This is a genomic window from Streptomyces sp. SID5469, assembly GCF_009862865.1.
Classification (GTDB): Bacteria; Actinomycetota; Actinomycetes; order Streptomycetales; family Streptomycetaceae; genus Streptomyces; species Streptomyces avermitilis.
In genome coordinates, this window is record NZ_WWIN01000001.1 from 3,104,705 (window position 1) to 3,123,143 (window position 18,439).

Annotated in this window: 12 protein-coding genes and 1 pseudogene; 6 read left to right on the plus strand and 7 right to left on the minus strand. The window is 69.3% G+C overall.

Annotated features, from left to right (window positions below; all coding sequences use genetic code 11):
* Positions 1-12 precede the first annotated feature (12 nt).
* Positions 13-1,794 (minus strand): WXG100 family type VII secretion target, encoded by a 1,782-nt coding sequence (locus tag GTY58_RS13295; RefSeq protein ID WP_078234461.1) that lies wholly within the window; start codon positions 1,792-1,794, stop codon positions 13-15.
* Positions 1,795-1,796: 2 nt separating this feature from the next.
* Positions 1,797-2,213 carry a hypothetical protein gene (locus GTY58_RS13300; protein ID WP_306292872.1) on the minus strand — a complete coding sequence of 139 codons (417 nt, stop codon included), beginning with the start codon at positions 2,211-2,213 and terminating at the stop codon, positions 1,797-1,799.
* Between the two features lie 486 nt (positions 2,214-2,699).
* Between GTY58_RS13300 and GTY58_RS13305 the strand changes: the two genes are divergently transcribed.
* From GTY58_RS13305 to GTY58_RS13315, 3 genes are read left to right on the plus strand one after another with little or no spacing between them, the layout of a single operon-like run.
* Positions 2,700-3,152 carry a hypothetical protein gene (locus GTY58_RS13305; protein WP_010983973.1) on the plus strand — a complete coding sequence of 151 codons (453 nt, stop codon included), beginning with the start codon at positions 2,700-2,702 and terminating at the stop codon, positions 3,150-3,152.
* Positions 3,153-3,156: 4 nt separating this feature from the next.
* Positions 3,157-5,457, plus strand: a complete 2,301-nt coding sequence (locus GTY58_RS13310) for a DUF6571 family protein (RefSeq protein WP_010983974.1) — start codon at positions 3,157-3,159, stop codon at positions 5,455-5,457.
* A 39-nt stretch (positions 5,458-5,496) separates the two neighbouring features.
* On the plus strand, positions 5,497-6,162 hold the full coding sequence (locus tag GTY58_RS13315) for a hypothetical protein (RefSeq protein ID WP_137951656.1): 666 nt from the start codon (positions 5,497-5,499) through the stop codon (positions 6,160-6,162).
* Positions 6,163-6,603: 441 nt separating this feature from the next.
* Here GTY58_RS13315 and GTY58_RS13320 read toward each other — a convergent pair whose 3' ends face one another.
* From GTY58_RS13320 to eccB, 3 genes are read right to left on the minus strand one after another with little or no spacing between them, the layout of a single operon-like run.
* Positions 6,604-7,182 carry a hypothetical protein gene (locus tag GTY58_RS13320; protein ID WP_137865253.1) on the minus strand — a complete coding sequence of 193 codons (579 nt, stop codon included), beginning with the start codon at positions 7,180-7,182 and terminating at the stop codon, positions 6,604-6,606.
* A gap of 5 nt (positions 7,183-7,187) precedes the next feature.
* Complete coding sequence (mycP, locus tag GTY58_RS13325; RefSeq protein ID WP_042494373.1) at positions 7,188-8,471, minus strand: type VII secretion-associated serine protease mycosin; 1,284 nt, start codon at positions 8,469-8,471, stop codon at positions 7,188-7,190.
* A 45-nt stretch (positions 8,472-8,516) separates the two neighbouring features.
* Positions 8,517-10,040: a type VII secretion protein EccB gene (eccB, locus tag GTY58_RS13330; RefSeq protein ID WP_010983977.1), complete on the minus strand. Its 1,524-nt coding sequence runs from the start codon at positions 10,038-10,040 to the stop codon at positions 8,517-8,519.
* A 229-nt stretch (positions 10,041-10,269) separates the two neighbouring features.
* Between eccB and eccE the strand changes: the two genes are divergently transcribed.
* From eccE to GTY58_RS13345, 3 genes and pseudogenes are all read left to right on the plus strand, one after another.
* Positions 10,270-11,604, plus strand: coding sequence for a type VII secretion protein EccE (gene eccE, locus GTY58_RS13335; protein ID WP_078234460.1), 1,335 nt, complete (start codon positions 10,270-10,272; stop codon positions 11,602-11,604).
* Positions 11,605-11,609: 5 nt separating this feature from the next.
* Positions 11,610-12,407, plus strand: a complete 798-nt coding sequence (locus GTY58_RS13340; protein ID WP_107082997.1) for a hypothetical protein — start codon at positions 11,610-11,612, stop codon at positions 12,405-12,407.
* Positions 12,408-12,804: 397 nt separating this feature from the next.
* Positions 12,805-16,430, plus strand: a pseudogene (locus GTY58_RS13345) (SCO5717 family growth-regulating ATPase).
* Between the two features lie 75 nt (positions 16,431-16,505).
* On the opposite strand, the gene GTY58_RS13350 reads toward GTY58_RS13345, so the two are convergent.
* Both GTY58_RS13350 and GTY58_RS13355 read right to left on the minus strand, forming a co-directional pair.
* Entirely contained in the window at positions 16,506-17,300 is a 795-nt protein-coding gene (locus tag GTY58_RS13350) for a DUF2785 domain-containing protein (RefSeq protein ID WP_010983981.1), read from the minus strand.
* 73 nt (positions 17,301-17,373) lie between these two features.
* Complete coding sequence (locus GTY58_RS13355) at positions 17,374-18,327, minus strand: bifunctional riboflavin kinase/FAD synthetase (RefSeq protein WP_010983982.1); 954 nt, start codon at positions 18,325-18,327, stop codon at positions 17,374-17,376.
* Between the last annotated feature and the right edge of the window lie 112 nt (positions 18,328-18,439).

Genomic DNA, 18,439 nt, shown 5'->3' on the forward strand with positions numbered 1-18,439 from the left:
CCTCGTTCGCGTTCAGCTGATGGTCGGCGGCACATCGCGTCGCGGCCGAGTGGGCAGATGCGTCTCTTCGTCTTCAACCAAGTACTCGGGGCGCTTCGGTCCCCCGGTGCTCTGCCCATCACTGGACTTCGCCTGGCCGCCAGGCCCACGCACAAGACCGACACCTCCGCGCGTCATGCCGCTGCGCTCGGCTCCGGCAACAGAGTTGCGTGCGGAGGGCCTGCCGGTGACAGCCTCCGACGTTCCCGCACCTCCACGAGAGGCGGTCGCACTCGAACCCGGCCTGGCAGTGGGCTCGGGCGCTCCGAAGACTCCACGCTGGCCGGGTCGGCCATTCGCAGCGGTCCGGGAGTTGGCCGTTTCCTCGGCTCCGATGACCGTGCCACGAGGAATTCTCGGCCCGCCCTTCCCCGAAGCGCCGCCAGCAGTCGTGGGTCGCCCCCCGACCACGCCGTTCGAACGGCCGGCACCAGTGGTCGGGCCACCGGCGCCCCGTGGCATTGCCTCGCCACCGACCCGCGGGGTGCCACCGGTGACACCTCTGCCCATCGAGGACGACTTCGCCCCGGAAGCAGTGCTCTTGGCAGCCGACTGTCCAGTCGCCGTGGGGCGGCCCATCTGGTTCATGGGCCCTCTCCCCCCAGACCGCCCCGTGCCCTGGTTGCTCAAACCGGACGCACCGGCCCGGCCCTGAGCGGACGCGGGGGGCCGGACACCACCGGCTCCACCGCCCCTGCCTGACGTGCCGTTGGGAACCGGGGTCCCGTAGCCGCCGTCGAACGCGCTGGTCGGGCCGCCACCTGTGCCCGGGGCAGCTGTGACTGGTGGGGTGTGACCGGTCCCGGGTGCGGTTACGGGTGGCGGCAACGTGCCGACGCTGTCGATGTTCGTACGGGCAGGATCATCGGGAGGCGGAGTCCTCCCGGTAGCGTCATAGGAAGGCGTAGGTGTATCGATTGAAGGCGTAGGCGTATCGATTGCGGCGCGTGAGCCAGCATGGCCCGCTGCCCCGGCCGTCGCGTGATGGTTCACGCCGGCGGTCGATCCGTCCGAGGCCGCCCCTCCCGAACCATGCACTTGCGCATATGAGGTGGGCGCAGGTACACCCACGTCAGGCATGGCCTTGAATGTCGGCGCCTCCGAGTTCAAGGCAACCAGCGCCTCGTGCGACACCGAGTAGTACGACGACAACCGATTCATCTGGTTGATCGCTTCTTGCCGGTCCTTCTCCACCCGGACGGCAGTGGCGTACTCCTCGTTACTTTCGACCTGCTTGGCCTTCGGGAGCTGCTCGGGTCGCGTCGCATGCGGTCGCTGATCGCGAGGTGGCATGGCACTGCGTACGTTCGCCAGGCCCACAGCGACGGCGGTGATCTGATCGCCCGCCCCGCCGGCGAAGTCACTCAGTTTCTGCGTGCTGGCGACGAGCGAACGGCTCCACGTACGGAAGGCATCGCCCGACTCTCCGACCCAGTGGACGTTCTCGATGTGGCCGTCGAGTTCCTTGGCTGCCGCCTTAATGGCGTCCCGCGCGTCCCACAGGGCGAACCCTGAGGACTCCAGGTCCTCCGGGTTCGTCTGCTCGACCAGGTCGAGCATCTGGTTGAGGTCGTGCAGCTCGAAGTTCGTACGGCCGTGCATGGCCTGCCCGAACGGGGTGGCGTCGACCGCCGAGCGCACCAAGTTGTTGAAGAGCCCACCTCGTGGCCGCTCCTCAACCCCCCGAGCGAAGTCCGTGATGGAGTTCTGACTGGCGACTCGGTCCAGGTCGGCCTTGTGCTGCTTGTCGGTCATTGTCATCCCTTCAAGCTGGTGCCGTCGCCGGAGTGCTCGCTGCCCTTCGCGCCCCGAATCTCCTTGATCTCAGTCTGGATCGCCCAGAACCGCCGACGCTGCTCCTCTTCGAGGTTGTCGAAGCCCCGATGCGCGCCCTGAACGGCGATACCGATCGCCTCGATCTGCAGGTGCAGGGTCCTGGAGAGGGAAGTGAGCTTCTCGTGGACCGCGTTGTACTGCGCGTACAGGTCGTCCGCCTCAGGAAAGGCACCCTGCTTGCCGCTGTTCAGCGACGCGGGCCGGATCGTCTGGGCACCGACCCGCTTCGGGTTGCCCGCCGACGCCTCGAGCTCGCTGAGGACCGTGTCCACCCGCTTCATGAACGTGGACAACGCCTCACCACTGACCTCCAGGTTCGCCGCCCTGGTAGCCGACACGCCCCCCACCATGTCTGCCGGAAGCACGACACTCCTCCCCGTTTTCCCCGTATGACCGTCGTGCGCACTGCCGTTCGGCCCTCGATACGATCGCAAAGCGAGCCGCGCCACACAACGCTTTTACCACTGTAGTCACTGTGCGCATCCAGTCCAACAGAGCCGCGTGTTAGCTCAGTTACGGGGCCGCTTCAGACATCACTCTTCGGCCGATCTGCCGGTTTGCCGCAAATGGTCGTGGAAGCCTCGGCGGCAGCCGTGGTACGGCCCTACCTTCCCGGGGGCGACCGTTGATGCTGCCGCCGCGACCCCCTTGGCTACCTTCAACAAATTTCCACACGTGATCGACGGCGGCTCCACGGCAACTACCCCTGTACACGGGCGGAGTTGCTAGCGTGCTTCGGACTACCCGCCGAAGCACGCTGACGTCTCAGGGTTCGGTGGGGACAGCAGGCAGGCATTGATCACCACGGGGGAAGGGTCCTGCAAGTGGCATGGGACGAGTGGGAACAGCTCAAGAGCGAGGCGCAACAGCGTCAGCAGGGCACCACGCACATGCAGCTCAACCAGCTTCCGGTCGATCCTGGCGGCGGTAGCACTCAGGGTGACCTCAAAGTCAGCCAGAAGGACCTCGCCGCGATCGGCGACGCGGCATACGAGTTGAATCAGGCGTTCGAGCACTTCAGCGACCTCGCCCGAATGAGCTCGATCGCGGCGGGGGATGGCTTGAAAGGCGAGGGTTATGCGATCGGTTCGGCGCTGGATCACGTAGCGGAGCGCTGGGTGGACCAGGTCCGGTCGCTTCTGGACGCCACGGCCCACATCTCCAACCACCTGGACTACACCAAGGGCGCGCACGCCGGCGACGAGGTCTATATCGCCGGCACTCTCAGCAGCATCGCCACGCTCGACCAGGGTTTCGACGAGCGGAAGGGCAGCTGAACCAGTGGATCTCGACTCGCTCCGGCAGGGCAACTTCCATCAGCTCGGTGAAGCGATCACCGACTGGCAGAACATGACGAAGCACCTCAAGACTCTCGCCGAGGACGCTGACAAGAACCTCAAGGGCAAGGCACACAAAGCCAACTGGGCCGGCATGAACGCCACCGTCACTCGCGAGTTCATCGACAAGACGGCCGGCGAGTTCTCCGACGCCCATACGCAGGCCGACACGGTCACCAAGATCCTCAGCGATACCCGGGGCGAGCTCATCGACTACCGCACCCAGGTCAATGACGCCATCGATCGAGGGCTGAAGAAGAACCTGACCGTGATGGACATGGGCGACGGCTCCTTCGTGGTCACCAGGTCCACCCGCCCCGACTGGGCTTCCGATCCAAGTGGTCAGAACGACACAACGAGCCAGAAGGACGCGGACGATCTCCGCGACGAGATCCAGCGCATTCTCGACAAGGCCACGGAGAGCGACTCCACTGCCGCCAAGGCGCTGCGTCTCATCGCCGACCAGGCCAAGTACGGCTTCTCCGACGCCAGCTACGCAGACCGGGACTCCGCAGCGAAGGCCCTCGCGGACGCCGACAAGATGGCCAAGATCCTCGCGAAGAACCCGCATGACGTGACGAACACGGAGCTCGCGTCCCTCAACTCCACCCTGGCCAAGTACAAGGGCGATCCGCTCTTCGCCGAGGAGTTCGCCACAAGCGTCGGCCCCAAGAAACTTCTCACCTTCTATGCCGGGATCGCGGACCCCTATCAGGCCCAGTACGACCCCGAACGCGGCAAGCAGGCAAAACAGCTCCAGAAGAACCTCGGAATCACCATCGGTCAGGCGACGCTCTCCGACAGCGATGCAATGCAGGGCTGGGAGAAAAAGATGATCAAGTTGGGTCCCGGCCAACTCGACATCGACGACGCGAGCAACCCGACCGGCTATGCCGCCATGAGCAACCTGATGCGCTTCGGTGACTACGACGACCAGTTCCTCAACAACTACGGCAACAAGCTCTTCGCATACGACAAACAGGTCAACGGTGAGGCCATCAGCCTCTGGGTGAACAACGCCAACCAGGGCGACCTCAACTACTGGGGCTACAAGAACGATCGCGGCCGCGACCCGGTGACGGGCTTCCTGGAGGCTTTGGGGCACAACCCGGACGCGTCGACCCAGTTCTTCGCGCAGCCCGACGGCGCAGGTGCCACCGTCAACAAGGGCTCCGAGGTCAACGACCATCTGAAGTACCTGACCCAGGAGCGCGTCTGGGCGTCCGACGTGACCCTCGAGGGCAAGCACGGCTACGTCGCTGGACGCGACTCTCTCGGCCATGCCCTGGAATCCGCGACGACAGGCTACGCCTACGACGCCAAACCGATGACAGAGAAGGATCCGATGATCCCTGGCAGCGGTGACCGCCGCACCGCAGCCACGGCCGGGGTAATGGAGGAGGTCGCGTACCTCTACGGCAGCGAAGACGGTCCCAAGATGCTGCGCGGCCAGCCGGAATTGGCAGACAGTTTGGGCAAGATGGCCGGCGCGTACATCGACGACATTGACTACAGCCTGTCTGGTGTCGGAGAAAGCGCGAAGGACGCCGACACCTTCCCTGCCAAATACCAAGGGCGGGCGGACTTCACCAACGCAGGCGCAATCAACTTCCTGAGCGTACTCGGGCAGGATGAGAACTCCCACCGCGCCGTCACCGCAGCGCAGCACCTGTATACGCTCAGCCAACTCGACGCCCACCCATCCACCAGCGATGCCAACATCGAGCATGCCCACGACGCCCTGGTTACCGGATCCCAAGTTCGGGGCATTCTGGATAATTCCCGCGTCGAGCAGGCCCAGACCGACTACGGCGAAGGCTCGGAGGAGAGCAATAAATCGCTGGGCCGTTCCGCCGACTGGATCAAACTGGGGGCCGGTGCGGTCGTCGCGGGGGGTGTCGCCGCCATCCCCCTCCCCGGGACGAGTGCCGCGGCACTCGTGGTCGCACCGCTGGCAGCGGACACCGTGGGCGAGGCGGTGAACACCTTCATCGGCCAGCAGATCGACAAGGGTGTGGACGACGCAGAAGCGGATCCCGCCGAGAAATCGCAGTTGACCAGCAGCCAGTTCTATGGCAAGGGCGCCAATCAGCTCGGTGCCGCTTACCAGTCCTACATTGAAGACAGTTCAAAAGCTGCCGACGTCGCTGGCAAGGAGGATTGGAAGGATGACATCAACAACGCTTACTACGGGACGGGATCACACGAGAACGAGTATCGCGGGCGTGCTTCGTACAAGGATTGAACTGTGCAACTGACAAGCGAACGACGACAGAGTCCGGCAATGCTGCTCACGGCACTGGGCCCAGCCGTCTGCTGCATCGCACTGATTCTCGGCCTCTCTGCGTGCAGTGGTGGCAACGGTGACAAGAAGGAGCGGAGCCTGACTGCCGCCGAGGTCTGCGACTCCACGTTGGACTCCTCCGCGATCGCGGGGCTAAAACGCATGGGGGACACTCAGAAGTTCACTGAACTTCCCGGAACAGACGACTCGGGGGAACCCAACAAGTTCTCACTGAAACGGGCCGCAAGCACTATTCATGATGACATGACGCAGCGAAACCAGTGCGTTGTCTACAAGACAGGAGATACGACTGGGCATCCCTTGATCGATGTGGACTTCTCTGCTGTCAAGTATCACCCGAACTCAGAGAAACCCACTGCGGATGCAAGTGCAGAGCTGACCATCTACCCAATCGGCGTATACGCGGCGACGCACGGAAACGCAAGCGCTTCACTCTACTTCAAATGCCCCACAAAGGACCCAGAGGGAACGAAACCGTACATCCAGGCAAGTGTGCACAGCACCGCTGATCAGGTGTCCGCCAAGGCCACCGCCAAGGACAGCATGGACATCCTCAACTCCGTCTCGCGGAGCATGGCGAAGCAGCTGGGCTGCGCATCCCAGGCCGACCTTCCCGCCAACGTCCCGCTGCCCGAGCAGAGTTGATGGGGACAGGATTGAATGGGCGAGGGGCACTGCCGAGCACCCGAGGTCTGCCCGGTCGCTCACGCTGTTCGCTAGCCGGTGACCAGACGTTGCATCCGGGAGCGCGGCGGTCTTCAGCCCCTGGCGACGCACTGACTGCTTTGCCTGAAGGCATACTGTCTGCGGGGACCTGGTTGAACGTGCCCCCGGAGGAACAGGCGAGTTTCATGAACTCACCGTCAGGCACCCTCGCGCACGCCGTTCTTCTCCACCTGCTTCGCACGTTGGACAGCGAAGGGGTAGCGGTCTTCGGCGAGAGCCGTGAAGGCCAGAGCTGTGGCGAGGAAGGAGCGGTGGACGCGCGGGATCGGATGCTCGGAGTCGTCGTCGGCACGGGAGCTCTTCCTGTGAGAGACGGTTGCGGGGGGTGGGACGGGGCGGACGGTCGGCCGGCGAAAAGCGTCAGCACTCCCCCTCATCCACCGTCGCCGCAAGTTCGTACTCGGGAATGGTCACCGTGCCCTCGCCGCCCGCGACGCCCGGTGGCGTGTAGCCGCCGTCCTTCGACTCCGTGCGCTTGACGTGCATGCAGAAGGCGGCCTTCGCGCCGTCGGCCTTGATCGTGTAGTCCGCGTCCTTGGCCGTGTTCGTGTCGGCGGGGAAAGCGTCGACCCCGGACTGCGGGGCGTCGCCGCCGCCATGCTGGACGACCTCGTCCTCGATCATGGACTTGATGTCGTTGCCGACGGAGTCGATCTCGAAATAGGAACGCGCGTCCAAGGCGGTGGTGGCCCCCTGGACCGCCTTCGTCAACTCGCTGTCGCTCCACGACACGTCGTCCGAGACGGCCAGGAGCTGAAAGCCCTGAAAGGCCATGATGCCGGCCAGGACGAAGAAGACGGCACGCCCCGCGACGAAAGCGGAGGACGGGAGTTCGTCCGCTGACGGGTTGAAGCCGTGGCGCCACGCGCGCACGCGGTCCGCCTTGACGCACCCGGCCGCGGCCATCACGACGGCGAGGGCGAAACAAATGGTCGTCATGGCCGTCATACGCCGCCCCCCACACGCCCCCGCCGTCTCCGCGCATCCCGTACCGCCACCGCGGAGCCCGTGAGTCCGAGGACCAGTACCGCCGCGCCGACCACCGCGTACGTGGCCAGGCGGGTGTTGCGTTCCTCCGCTGTTTCGCCGAAGTGGAGGGTGGGGACCGAGGGGGCTTTGGCCCGGGTCACGCCATTGACCGGCTTGGGGGACTCGACCGGGTGGGCCGCGTCGATGTCCGAGAGCGCCTTGACGGGGTCCACCACGCCCCAGCCGACCAGGCGGTCGTGTCCGGGGATGGAGCGTTCCGCGGTCTGTTCGATCTGGGCGACCACCTCTTGGGCCGTCCAGTTCGGGTACTTGGACTTCAGCAGCGCCGCGACGCCCGCCACGTAGGGGGCGGAGAAGCTTGTGCCGTTGTCGGAGCAGTGGCCGCCGCCGGGGACCGTGGAGATCATGTCGACGCCGGGGGCCGCGACACCGACGAAGTCGCCGGACTGGGAGAACGAGGCGCGTTCGTTGTTGCGGTCGGAGGCGGCCACCGCCAGGACGCCCTTGTACGACGCCGGGTAGGTGGCCTTGTCGTTGCCGCCCAGGCCGTCGTTGCCGGCCGAGGCGACGACCACGACCTTCTGGGTCAGGGCGTAGTCGACGGCCTCATGCAGCTTCGGGTCGGGTTCGACTGCGTTCGCCGTGTCCTGGGAGATGTTGATGACATCGGCGCCGGCGCCCACGGCGTAACGGATCGCGGTGGCGAGGGTGAGGGCCGTGCCGTCGCCCTCCGCGTTGTTCTGCTTGATCGGGATGATCGTGGCGTCCGGGGCCAGGCCCACGAATCCCGTGCCCTTGACGGAGCGGGCCGCGATGATGCCGGCCACGCGCGTGCCGTGGCCGACGGTGTCGGTGGTGCCGGACGCGTTTCCGCGGTCTATCTTCTCGCCCTTGGAGTTCTTGGCGGGGAGGCTGTTCTCCCCTTTGGACGCGTCCACGGCGTTACTGAGTTGGGGGTTCTTGACGTCGACCCCCGTGTCGATCACGGCCACTTGGACGCCTTTGCCGGTCGACAGGTCCCACAACTGGTCGAGATTCACGCGCTGCAGTGCCCAGGGCCGGCCCTCGTACTTCTTCGAGGGGAAGGTGCACTGGCCGGTCGTCGAGTCGGCGACCGCCGCGGGAGCGGCGGCCGGGAGCAGCACCGTGGTCGCCGCCAGGACGGCCGTTGTGGTTGCGGCCAGCGCCGCGCGGCGCGCGAACGTCCCGCGGAGGGTGGCTTCAGTGACGTACGGCATCGGCGTCGACATCATCAACTCTCCAGGCAGGTGTACGTACTTCACTCACGATCCCTGTGGCTGGCGCGCCGCGGACTCCGACAGTCGGGGGCCCGTCGGCAGGAAGGTCGACCAGGCGGTGGGGATCGGAGCCGCATCCGTATCCGCGTAACCGAGCCTGGTCTGGGCGATCTTGGCCTCCTTGAGTTCCTCTTCGCGCTGCTTGGCCGTGGTGCCGATGCCCTTGTCGTCGGTGGCGCTGTCGCTGTTGGACTGCAGGGCGTAGCGCAGGCCGGTGTCGGTGACCAGGAAGACCGGGCCCGCCGAGGTCTCGGTGCCCTGGAACTGGCGGTAGAGCTGCCCCGATCCGGGCGTCACGTATGCGCTGGAGGAGCCGGAGGGCAGCGAGGTGGGGAACTCGGTGCCGGCCCAGGTCGACAGAGTGGTGGCGCCGCCCTTGCCGTGGACCGAGCGCAGGACGTTGCACACGGTGTTGCGGCCGCTGGTGGCGCTCGTGGCGTTGTTCACCGTCTCCGGTGCGGCCTGCGGCCACTTCTCGCTCGCGGCGAAGGGCGCACCTTCGACGATGGCGCCGGGACTGACCTGCTGCGCCTCGCCGGTCTGGCCCACGGTGACCAGCTGGGGGCTGTTGAGGAGCAGGGTGGCGGTGAAGTCGGAGATGGGGGCGACGCGGCCGGGCAGGACCACGTAGGACTGCATCGTGGTGCCCTTGCGGGCCTTGATGATCATGCCGACCTTGTCGGCGGAGCGGAGGTCACCGGGGGCGTTCGCCGCCGCGCCCGGGATGCCCTTGACCGTGGGGATCGAGATCGGGTCGCGCTGGTGGAGCGTGTTCAGCCACTGCTGCGAGACGCGCTGCGGCTTGCGCCCCTGGGTGTCGAGCGCGTTCAGCAGGTTGTCGTCCGTGGAGTCCACGCGGTACGCGTTGCCCTGCGCGTCGACGATGTACGGCGTCTTGTTGTCGGGGCCGACGACGTACAGGAGTTCACCGCCGGCCAGCCGGTCGGCTCCGTCGGTCTTGCCGTAGTCGCGCTGGGCGAAGACGAAAGTGGCCTTCTGGATGGCGGTGCCGCCCTGGCCGGGACGTTCGCACACAGCCCAGCGCTTGGCGGCGCCGGCCTCCTTCGCCGACGGCAGGCGGTCGGGTGCGTAGGGGATGCCGATGGTGGGACCGTGCGGCAGCGTGTCGCTGTCGAGGACCTTCTCGTCGACGGTGATGACGGTGTCCTTGTCGGGCGCGAGGAGCAGCTTGGCCGAGGCCATGTTGAGGACCGGATGCAGTTGCGCCTTGCCGTCGGTCTCCAGGACCACGTACCGGGTGGTCGAGTCGCTGGCGACGATGACGTTCGCGTTCGGGGTCTTCCAGCCCTTGGGAGCCGTCGGGCTGAACATGCCGATGGCCCCGAACACGGCCAGGATGACGACGCCGATGATGACACCGGGCAGCACCGCGCGCAGCGGCTTCGGCGCCCCTTCCTCCGAGCCCGAGGGCGAGGGCTGCACGAAGGACGCCAGGACGCGGCGCTTCGCGAAGGTGTAGGCGTTGAGTTCGTCCCGCCGTGATGCCATCTGTTGTCCGCTCTCTCCCCGTGCGGCGCTGCGGGGCGCTGTCGTAGCGGTTCCCCCGGCCCTGTGCTGCCCCGGTCCGCCGCCTCGGTTGCCCGCGCTGTCAGACCCGGCCCCTACTATGCCTGCTGTGGAACGGTACTTGCGGGGCGGGTAGGGTGCCTGGATCTTCAAGAGCCCTATGTGGTGCTGAAATTCCAGCGAGTTGTGAGCAAAACGGGGGGATGGAGTGATGGCTTCCGGAACGCGGACCCGGTCGCGTGACCGGGCGCAGGCGCGGGGCTCTTCAGCGCCCCGTCCAGGGGCGGCACAGCAACCGTCCGCGCCGGGGCCGCGGCCGCAGGCGTCGGGCGCGCTCCATCTCAGAACGCGTCAGGGACAGTCCGGGGCGTTCCGGCTGCAACGGATCGTTCTGTTGGAAATCGCGGCCGCTGTTCTTCTCGCCGGCTGGGTGATCGATCCGCTGGCGCTGGTGCCGGCAGCCGTCGTCGCCGTCGTACTCGTACTGCTCGCCTTCGTGCGCCGCCGGGGCCGCTCCCTGCCCGAATGGCTGGGTACGGCACGGGCGTTGAAGGCGCGGCAGCGGCGGGCAGCGAGTACGCCGATACCACCGGGTACGGAGCCGGGCCTCGCACCCGCGGTGGAGTGCGACCCGAGTCTGCGGACGTATGCGTACGGCGGACGGGACCGACGGCCGGTCGGGATCATCGGGGACGGGACGTTCGTCACCGCTGTGTTGCAGGTGGAGGCCGACGCGACGGCGCTGCGTGCCGAGCGCAGTCGGCAGCCCCTGCCACTCGGACTGGTGCGGGACGCCCTTGAAGTGGACGGGATCCGCCTGGAGTCCGCGCAGATCGTTCTGCACACGCAGCCCGCGCCCGCACTGCACCTGCCGCAGCAGTCCGTGGCCGTCACCAACTACGCGCCGCTGCAGGCGCAGACGGGCGCACCTGCCGTGCGCATCACCTGGATCGCGCTGAAGCTCGACCCGGAGCTGTGCCCGGAGGCCGTGTCCGCGCGCGGTGGCGGACTCGTGGGGGCGCAGAAGTGCGTCGTGCGCGCCGCCGACCACCTCACGAGCCGTCTGACGGGAGCGGGATTCCGTACAACCGTGCTCAACGAGGAGGAGTTGACCGCCGCCATCGCCACCTCGGCCTGCGCCAACCCGCTGGTGACGGCGGGGGCGGGGCGGACCGAGGCGAGGGAGCGGCGGACCGAGGAGTCGGGGCGCAGCTGGCGTTGCGACAACCGCAGGCACACGACGTACTGGGTCCGCCGCTGGCCCCTGGTGGGCGGCGACGGACGGTCGCTGCCCCAACTCGTCGCCCTGCTCACGGCCGTACCCGCGCTCGCCACCACGTTCAGTCTCACGCTGGCGCACGGCGAGCGGGGCGAGGTGTCGCTGTGCGGGCATCTGCGGGTGACCGGGCGCAGTGACGACGAACTGGTCGCGGCGCGGCGGGCGCTGGAGGAGGCCGCACGACGGGGCGGCGCCGGGCTCGCCCGCCTCGACCGGCAGCAACTGCCCGGCGTGCTCGCCACTCTGCCTCTCGGGGGTGCTCGCTGATGGCCATGACCACGGCATCGACACCGGGAGCGCGGGCGTACGGCGCCCCGGGGAACGCCGATGGCCCGGGCGAGCCCTCGGTCGCCGAGCGGCTGCGCGGACGGGCGCGCAGCGGGTTCGGGCTGATCGGGCCCCGGCACGGGCGGCACTCGCTGTCCGTGGAGCAGGTGGACTCGCTCGCGCTGCCCATCGGGGACGACGGGGTCGTCGTCGGGGTGGACGCGGAGGGGCAGCCCGCCGTGCTCGGGCTCAATCGGCCCACTCCGTACGACGTCGTCCTGATCGGTGGCCTGTGGACCGCGCAGGTGCTTGCTCTGCGGGCTGCGGCGACCGGGGCGCGGGTCGCCGTGGAGACCGGGCGGGCACCGGCCTGGATGCAGTTGGTGCATGCCATGGGCGGCGGACAGAACGGGATGTCCGTGTACGACGTGGGGCGGGTGCCGCCGCAGGGTGCCTCGGCGGGCAACCCGGTGCTGGTGGTGCGTGACTGCGGTATGCGGCCGCCGCGGGGGCGGGTCGTCTCCGGGCCCTGGCAGGCGGTGCTGACGCTGCTGCCGTATCTCAGTCCGGTGGCGCCGCGGCTCATGCGGCAGGCGCGGCTCGTCGGGGTCCAGCGGGTCTCGCCCGACGAGGCCGCGGAGATAGGCCGCACGGTGGCACTGCCCCGGGGCGACATGGACTCGCTGCCGACCCTGCCCGACGGTGTCACGCTCTGGTGTGCCGATCGCGACCGGCAGTATGTGATGACCCAGCCGACCGACGCCGAGACCGGATTGTTGGGTATGCCCCGCAGGATGGACTGATCGGGCGGAACTCGATCGGATTGGGTTGCTTGAGGCCGGTTCGCGGCTTCTTGCGTCCGATTACGTCCAGTTGACGCCTAGTTGTTCACTCCTTGTTAGCCATCATCGTCCTGGTTTGTCCATTCTCCACGGGACTGGGGCCGTCACTTCCGGGCAGGCTGTGACGTAGCGGGTTGGCGTGGAGGGGCGGACGGCCCTGCCGTGGGGGCGCTTGTGGTGATTAGGCTGGGACCGGGCGCCACACCGAAACCCGTGGCGGACCGCCGGCACCTCAGGGGGAGCCGGGCGGTTTCGGATCCGTCGGTCGACTTCGGGCAACGGGATCGGACGACTTCGTACGAACAAGAGCGGTCGCCTCAGCGCGGCATGAGGGTGCTCGACCACACCAGGAGGAATTGTGAACAGCGATCGGGACGGGATCCGCGGGGGCTGGGCTTCACCCGACGATGACCAGTCCGACGCCGAGTCTGCCATCGAGATGACGGGCGAGTTCACCATCGACTACGCAGCTCCTGCCTGGTACACGCAGAACGCGTCGGGAGGCGCGACGACGGATCCGGTCGATACCGACACCCCGGGTGCGCCGGTCGCGCCTGCTGCACCGGTCGGGCCGGCCGCGCCGGTCGCGCCTGCCGCACCGGCCTTCCCGGCCGGGGGTCCGAGCGGTGGTGTGGCGGCTCCCGTTCCGGCCGTGCCGCCGGGTCCGCCCGTGGCCGCGGGTCCGCCCGCGCCGCCGGTCGGTCCGCCCGTGGACCTGCCGCATCCGGCGCCCGAAGAGGGGTTTCCCGTGTGGACTCCGCCGACCGTCGCGGCCGAAACGGCCGCCGGTGACGGGGAGCTCGAGAGCGGCGCGACGGTGCGGTTCTCCCCTGCCGCGCTCAAGCGTGAGTTCGAGGAACTCGCCGCCGCGGGCAAGGCCGTTGAGGAGTTCGGTGCGGGGGCGAGTGCGGGTCCGGGGTCTGCTCCCGGTACCGGTTCCGCCGGTGGCGACTTCGAGTTGAGCGCGCCCACGGCTCCGGGGGGCGGCCAGGGAGCCGAGGGCTCCGGCGCCACGGCCGGCGTTGACGCCGACGCCGACGCCGACGCCGACGGGAACGACCGTGCACACGGCTCGGCCGAGCCCGTTTCGACGGGCGGTACGACGACCGGCGCCGGCGATGCGGGCACCGTTCCTGAGGGCGCGGACGCCGGTGTGGGCGCAGGCGGTGACGAGAGTGCAGGAGGCAGCGGCGAGGCCGGGCAGTCCGGCGTTGCCGCGCCGTCCGCGGAGGGGGCCTCGGACACCGCCTCCGTCGACACCACGTCCGAGGACGCGAACACACCACAGGCTGAGGCCGCGGCCTCGGACGCGGAGACGGAGACCGAGACGGAGACGGAGACGGAGACGGAGACGGAGACGGAGACGGACACATCGTCTGCGGACGCCGCATCCCGGGGCGCCACGTTCCCAGGACTCCACCGAGCAAGGCCCTGCCCCGGAGGCGCAGAACGCGCAGGCCTCCCCGGCTGCCTCGGACTCCGCCGACGTCCCGGATTCTGCAAACGCATCGGCCGCATCTGCCGCTCCGACTCCGGCCGCTCCGGCGAACGGTGGCGAGGCAGACCCCGCCGCCCCTGCCCCGACCGCCTCCAACGACGTACCGGCCCCGCAGTCCTGGACCCCGCCGCCGGCTCCGCCGAGCGCGCTTCCGCCGTTGCCGCCCGCCTATCAGCCGGCCGCGCCCGCACCGGCGGCCCAGTGGCCCGCGTCTCCGCAGCCGGGCGAGCCGACGAGCCCCGAGGCCGCAGCCCCCGCTCCCGTCCAAGGCCAGCCGCAGCCGCAGCCGCAGCCCCAGCCGGCGGCCGCGCAGGGCGAGCCGGCCACGGCGCCCCGGGAGCCGCAGCCGCAGCCCCCGTTCCAGCCGCAGGCACCGCAGCCGGCACCCGCGGCCTGGAACCAGCCTGCGCCGCCCGCACCCACGGATCCCGTGCCCCCGCCGGCGCCCCACGCCCCGGGCCCGGGTCACCGGCGCCCCGGCGGCACCGCAGGCGGGCTACGGCTTCCCGCAGCCCGGAGTTCCGACTCCCCCGGCGCCCGACTCCCGTGTCAAGCAGGATGGTTACGGGTTCCCGCAGGCCGGTGCCCAGGGCGTTCCGCAAGCCGGCCCCCCGGCCGGCCCCATCTCACCCGCAGCCCAAGCGGCCCCCGCACCTCCCGCGGCTCCCAGCGCCCCCACCCCTCAGCCCGGCTACGGCTTCCCGCAGCCCGGCGGACCCGTTCCGCCCCAGAGCGGCTACGGCTTCCCGCAGCAGGGCGCTCCCGCTCCGGGCCCGGCCGCCCCACAGGACCAACCGCCCGCCCCCCAGGCCGGCTACGGCTTCCCGCAGCCGCCGGCCCCGGCCGCAGGTCCTGATGCGCACAACCCGCCCACCCCGCAGCCCGGCTACGGCTTCCCGCAGCAGGGCCAGCCGCCCGCCCCACAAGCCGGCTACGGCTTCCCGCAGCCCCCCGCGCAGCACGCCCAGGCCCAGCCCGGGCAGCCGCAGGGTCCCGCGGTCCCGCCCGCCGCCCCCGCCCCTCATCCCGGCCCGCAGCCCAGCGGCTACGGCTTCCCCCAGGCCACCCCAACGCCGCCCGCTCCGCCCGCCCAACAGGCGCCGCAGGCACAGCCGTCTCAGCCGCAGCCGCAGCCCCAGCCCCAACCCCCCGTCGACCCTCGCACCGGTGCCGCCTGGCCGCAGCCCGTGCAGCACGACCAGCGGCAGCCCACCAACCCCGGTGTCGCGCCCCTCGGTTACACCGCCGCGGTGGAGCTGTCCTCCGACCGGCTGCTCAACAACAAGAAGCAGAAGGCGAAGAGCGGCCGGCCGGGCGCGGGCGGTGGTCTGTTCAAGCTCGGAGCGAAGAAGGAAGAGGCCGAGCGGCAGCGGAAGCTGGAGCTGATCCGCACGCCGGTGCTGTCGTGCTACCGGATCGCCGTCATCAGCCTCAAGGGCGGTGTCGGCAAGACGACCACGACCACCGCGCTCGGCGCCACGCTCGCCACCGAGCGGCAGGACAAGATCCTCGCGATCGACGCGAACCCGGACGCCGGTACGCTCGGCCGCCGCGTGCGCCGCGAGACCGGGGCCACCATCCGCGACCTCGTCCAGGCGATCCCGTACCTCAACTCGTACATGGACATCCGGCGGTTCACCTCGCAGGCGCCCTCCGGCCTGGAGATCATCGCCAACGACGTCGACCCGGCCGTCTCCACGACGTTCAACGACGAGGACTACCGGCGCGCGATCGACGTGCTGGGCAAGCAGTACCCGATCATCCTGACCGACTCGGGTACGGGTCTGCTCTACAGCGCGATGCGCGGGGTGCTCGACCTCGCCGACCAGCTCATCATCATCTCGACGCCGTCCGTCGACGGTGCGAGCAGTGCCAGTACGACGCTGGACTGGCTGTCCGCGCACGGATACGCGGATCTGGTCTCGCGGTCCATCACCGTCATCTCCGGGGTGCGCGAGACCGGCAAGACGATCAAGGTGGAGGACATCGTCGGCCACTTCGAGACACGGTGCCGTGGTGTCGTCGTCGTGCCGTTCGACGAGCACCTGGCCGCCGGTGCCGAGGTCGACCTCGACATGATGCGGCCGAAGGTGCGGGAGGCGTACTTCAACCTCTCCGTGATGGTCGCCGAGGACATGGCGCGCCACCAGCAGTCACATGGGCTGTGGACCTCGGACGGCAACCCGCCCCCGGTCGCGGCACCGCCGATGCCGGGCCAGCCGCTGCCCGGTCAGCCGATGCCGGGGCAGCCGGCTCCGGGACAGCCCGTCCCCGGGCCGCCGTACCCGCAGCAGGGGCAGCAGCCGTACCCGCAGTACCCCGGCTACCCGCAGCAGCCGGGTCAGGCACAGCCCCAGCCGCAACCGCAGGGCCAGCCACAACCGCAGCCGCACCCGGGACAGCCCTACCCGCCGGCCCAGCAGCAGCCCTACCCGCCGAACCCGAACCAGGGCCAGGCTCCCGGGCAGGCCCCGCCTCAGCAGTAGTCCGCGGCCAGTCCGCCCGAACCGCCGAGGACACCGGCCGCTTCCTGCGTCGTACGACGGAGGGGGCGGCCGGTGTCATGCGCTGTACGGCGCGACGATCGCAAGTGTCCCCGCGAGAGCGTCGAGGGCACTCGTCCGATGGGTGACCGTACGGATCCCGGCGCCCGTGTCCTTGGTGCGAAAACCCCGGTCCGTCAGGACATAGAGCATGCGCAACGTGCGCATGGTGTTGGACGCCCAGGCCGGGACCGGCCCCGGCTCTCCCGTGCGGAAGGCCTCGGAGACGGGGTCGAGCCACCGCGCCGACTGCGCGGCGGTGAGTCCGGGGTGGCTCAGGATCTGCGCCAGGGCGTGGGCCAGTCGGTCGTCCTCCTGCGCGTCGAAGAGGTGACCGGTGGGGGTGAGCAGCCGTGCGACCGCCAACTCCAGGAGCGGCACGGGGTCTTGTCCCGGGTGGTGGGAAACGGCTGCCAGCAGGTCGGCGCCGTGGGCGACGGCGTGCAGCCAGCCGAGGGCGGGGTCATGGCCGCGCAGGTCCGTCTCGGCCGGATACCAGTCGGCGAAGGCGCTCCACCACCGCGGCCGCCAGGCGCCCGCTTCCACGATCCGGGCCAGGACCAGCGGCGCGAAGGCGCGGGCCTGGACGGCGGGGTCGGTGAAGCTCGCGGCCATGCGGTCGCCCAGCCGGAGCCGGTCCGCCGCGTCGAGGACCGGTATCCAGCGTGCGGCCCTGACGTAGGCCTGTTCGTCGCGCACCACGGGATCGGGTGAGCGAAGGTCCTCGACGAGCGTGTCGAGGGCCTCGGTACGGGCCGCCCCCGACAGCGTGCCGATGTCACCGACGTAGGTGCGGGAAGCAGAGGTGTCCATGGGCGGAGGCTATGCCGCCCCCGCCCCGCCGAACCCTCGAACGAACGGAGATCCGCTCCGAACGTAAGGAGAGCTACTCCCCGTCGTACGCCGCGATCAGCTCCCGGCACCGCTTGACGTCCACCGCCATGGTTTCCAGGAGCGCGTCGATGGAGTCGAACTTGGCCTGGCCGCGGACGAACGCGAGGAAGTCGACGGCGACGTGCAGGCCGTACAGGTCGAGGCCGACGCGGTCGATGGCGTACGCCTCCACCGTCCGCTCCGTCCCGTCGAACTGCGGGTTCGTGCCGACGGAGATCGCGGCCGGCATCGCCTCGTCCCCGACGTGCAGCCACCCGGCGTAGACGCCGTCGGCGGGGATCGCGGTGTGCGGCAGCGTCTCGACGTTGGCCGTCGGGAAGCCCAGCTCACGGCCGCGCTGGGCGCCGCGTACGACGACGCCCTCGACGCGGTGCGGGCGCCCGAGGATCTCGCGCGCGCCCTCCACGTCGCCCTCGGCGATCAGCCGCCGGGTCAGCGTCGAGGAGAAGGGCGTGCCGCCGCCTGCCTCACCGGTCACGTACAGATCCACCAGCTCGACCTCGAAGTCGTACGTCTTCCCCTGCTCGGCCAGGAACTCCACGTTCCCGGCGGCCTTGTGGCCGAAGCGGAAGTTCGGGCCCTCGACCACGGCCCTGGCGTGCAGTTTGTCGACCAGCACCTTGACCACGAACTCGGCGGGCGAGAGCCGCGAGAACTCGGTGGTGAAGGGAAGGATCAGCAGCGCGTCGACGCCCAGCTCCGCCATCAGTTCGGCACGGCGGTGGTGCGGGGCGAGCAGCGGCGGGTGGCTGCCGGGCCGCACGACCTCGCTGGGGTGCGGGTCGAAGGTCACCACGACGGAGGGAACGCCCAGCTCACGGGCGCGTTCCACGGCATGCCGGATGATCAGCTGGTGTCCGCGGTGGACTCCGTCGTAGGACCCGATGGTGACGACGCTGCGCCCCCAGTCCTGGGGGATGTCCTCCAAGCCACGCCAGCGCTGCACTGTGACCGCTCCTCGTCGAACCTGTGTCCGTGTCTGCCTCATACGCAGGTCTAAGGGTGCCATGCCGCGTCCGTTCGGCCCGCATCGGCATGGGGGCTGTGACGGGCGGCAC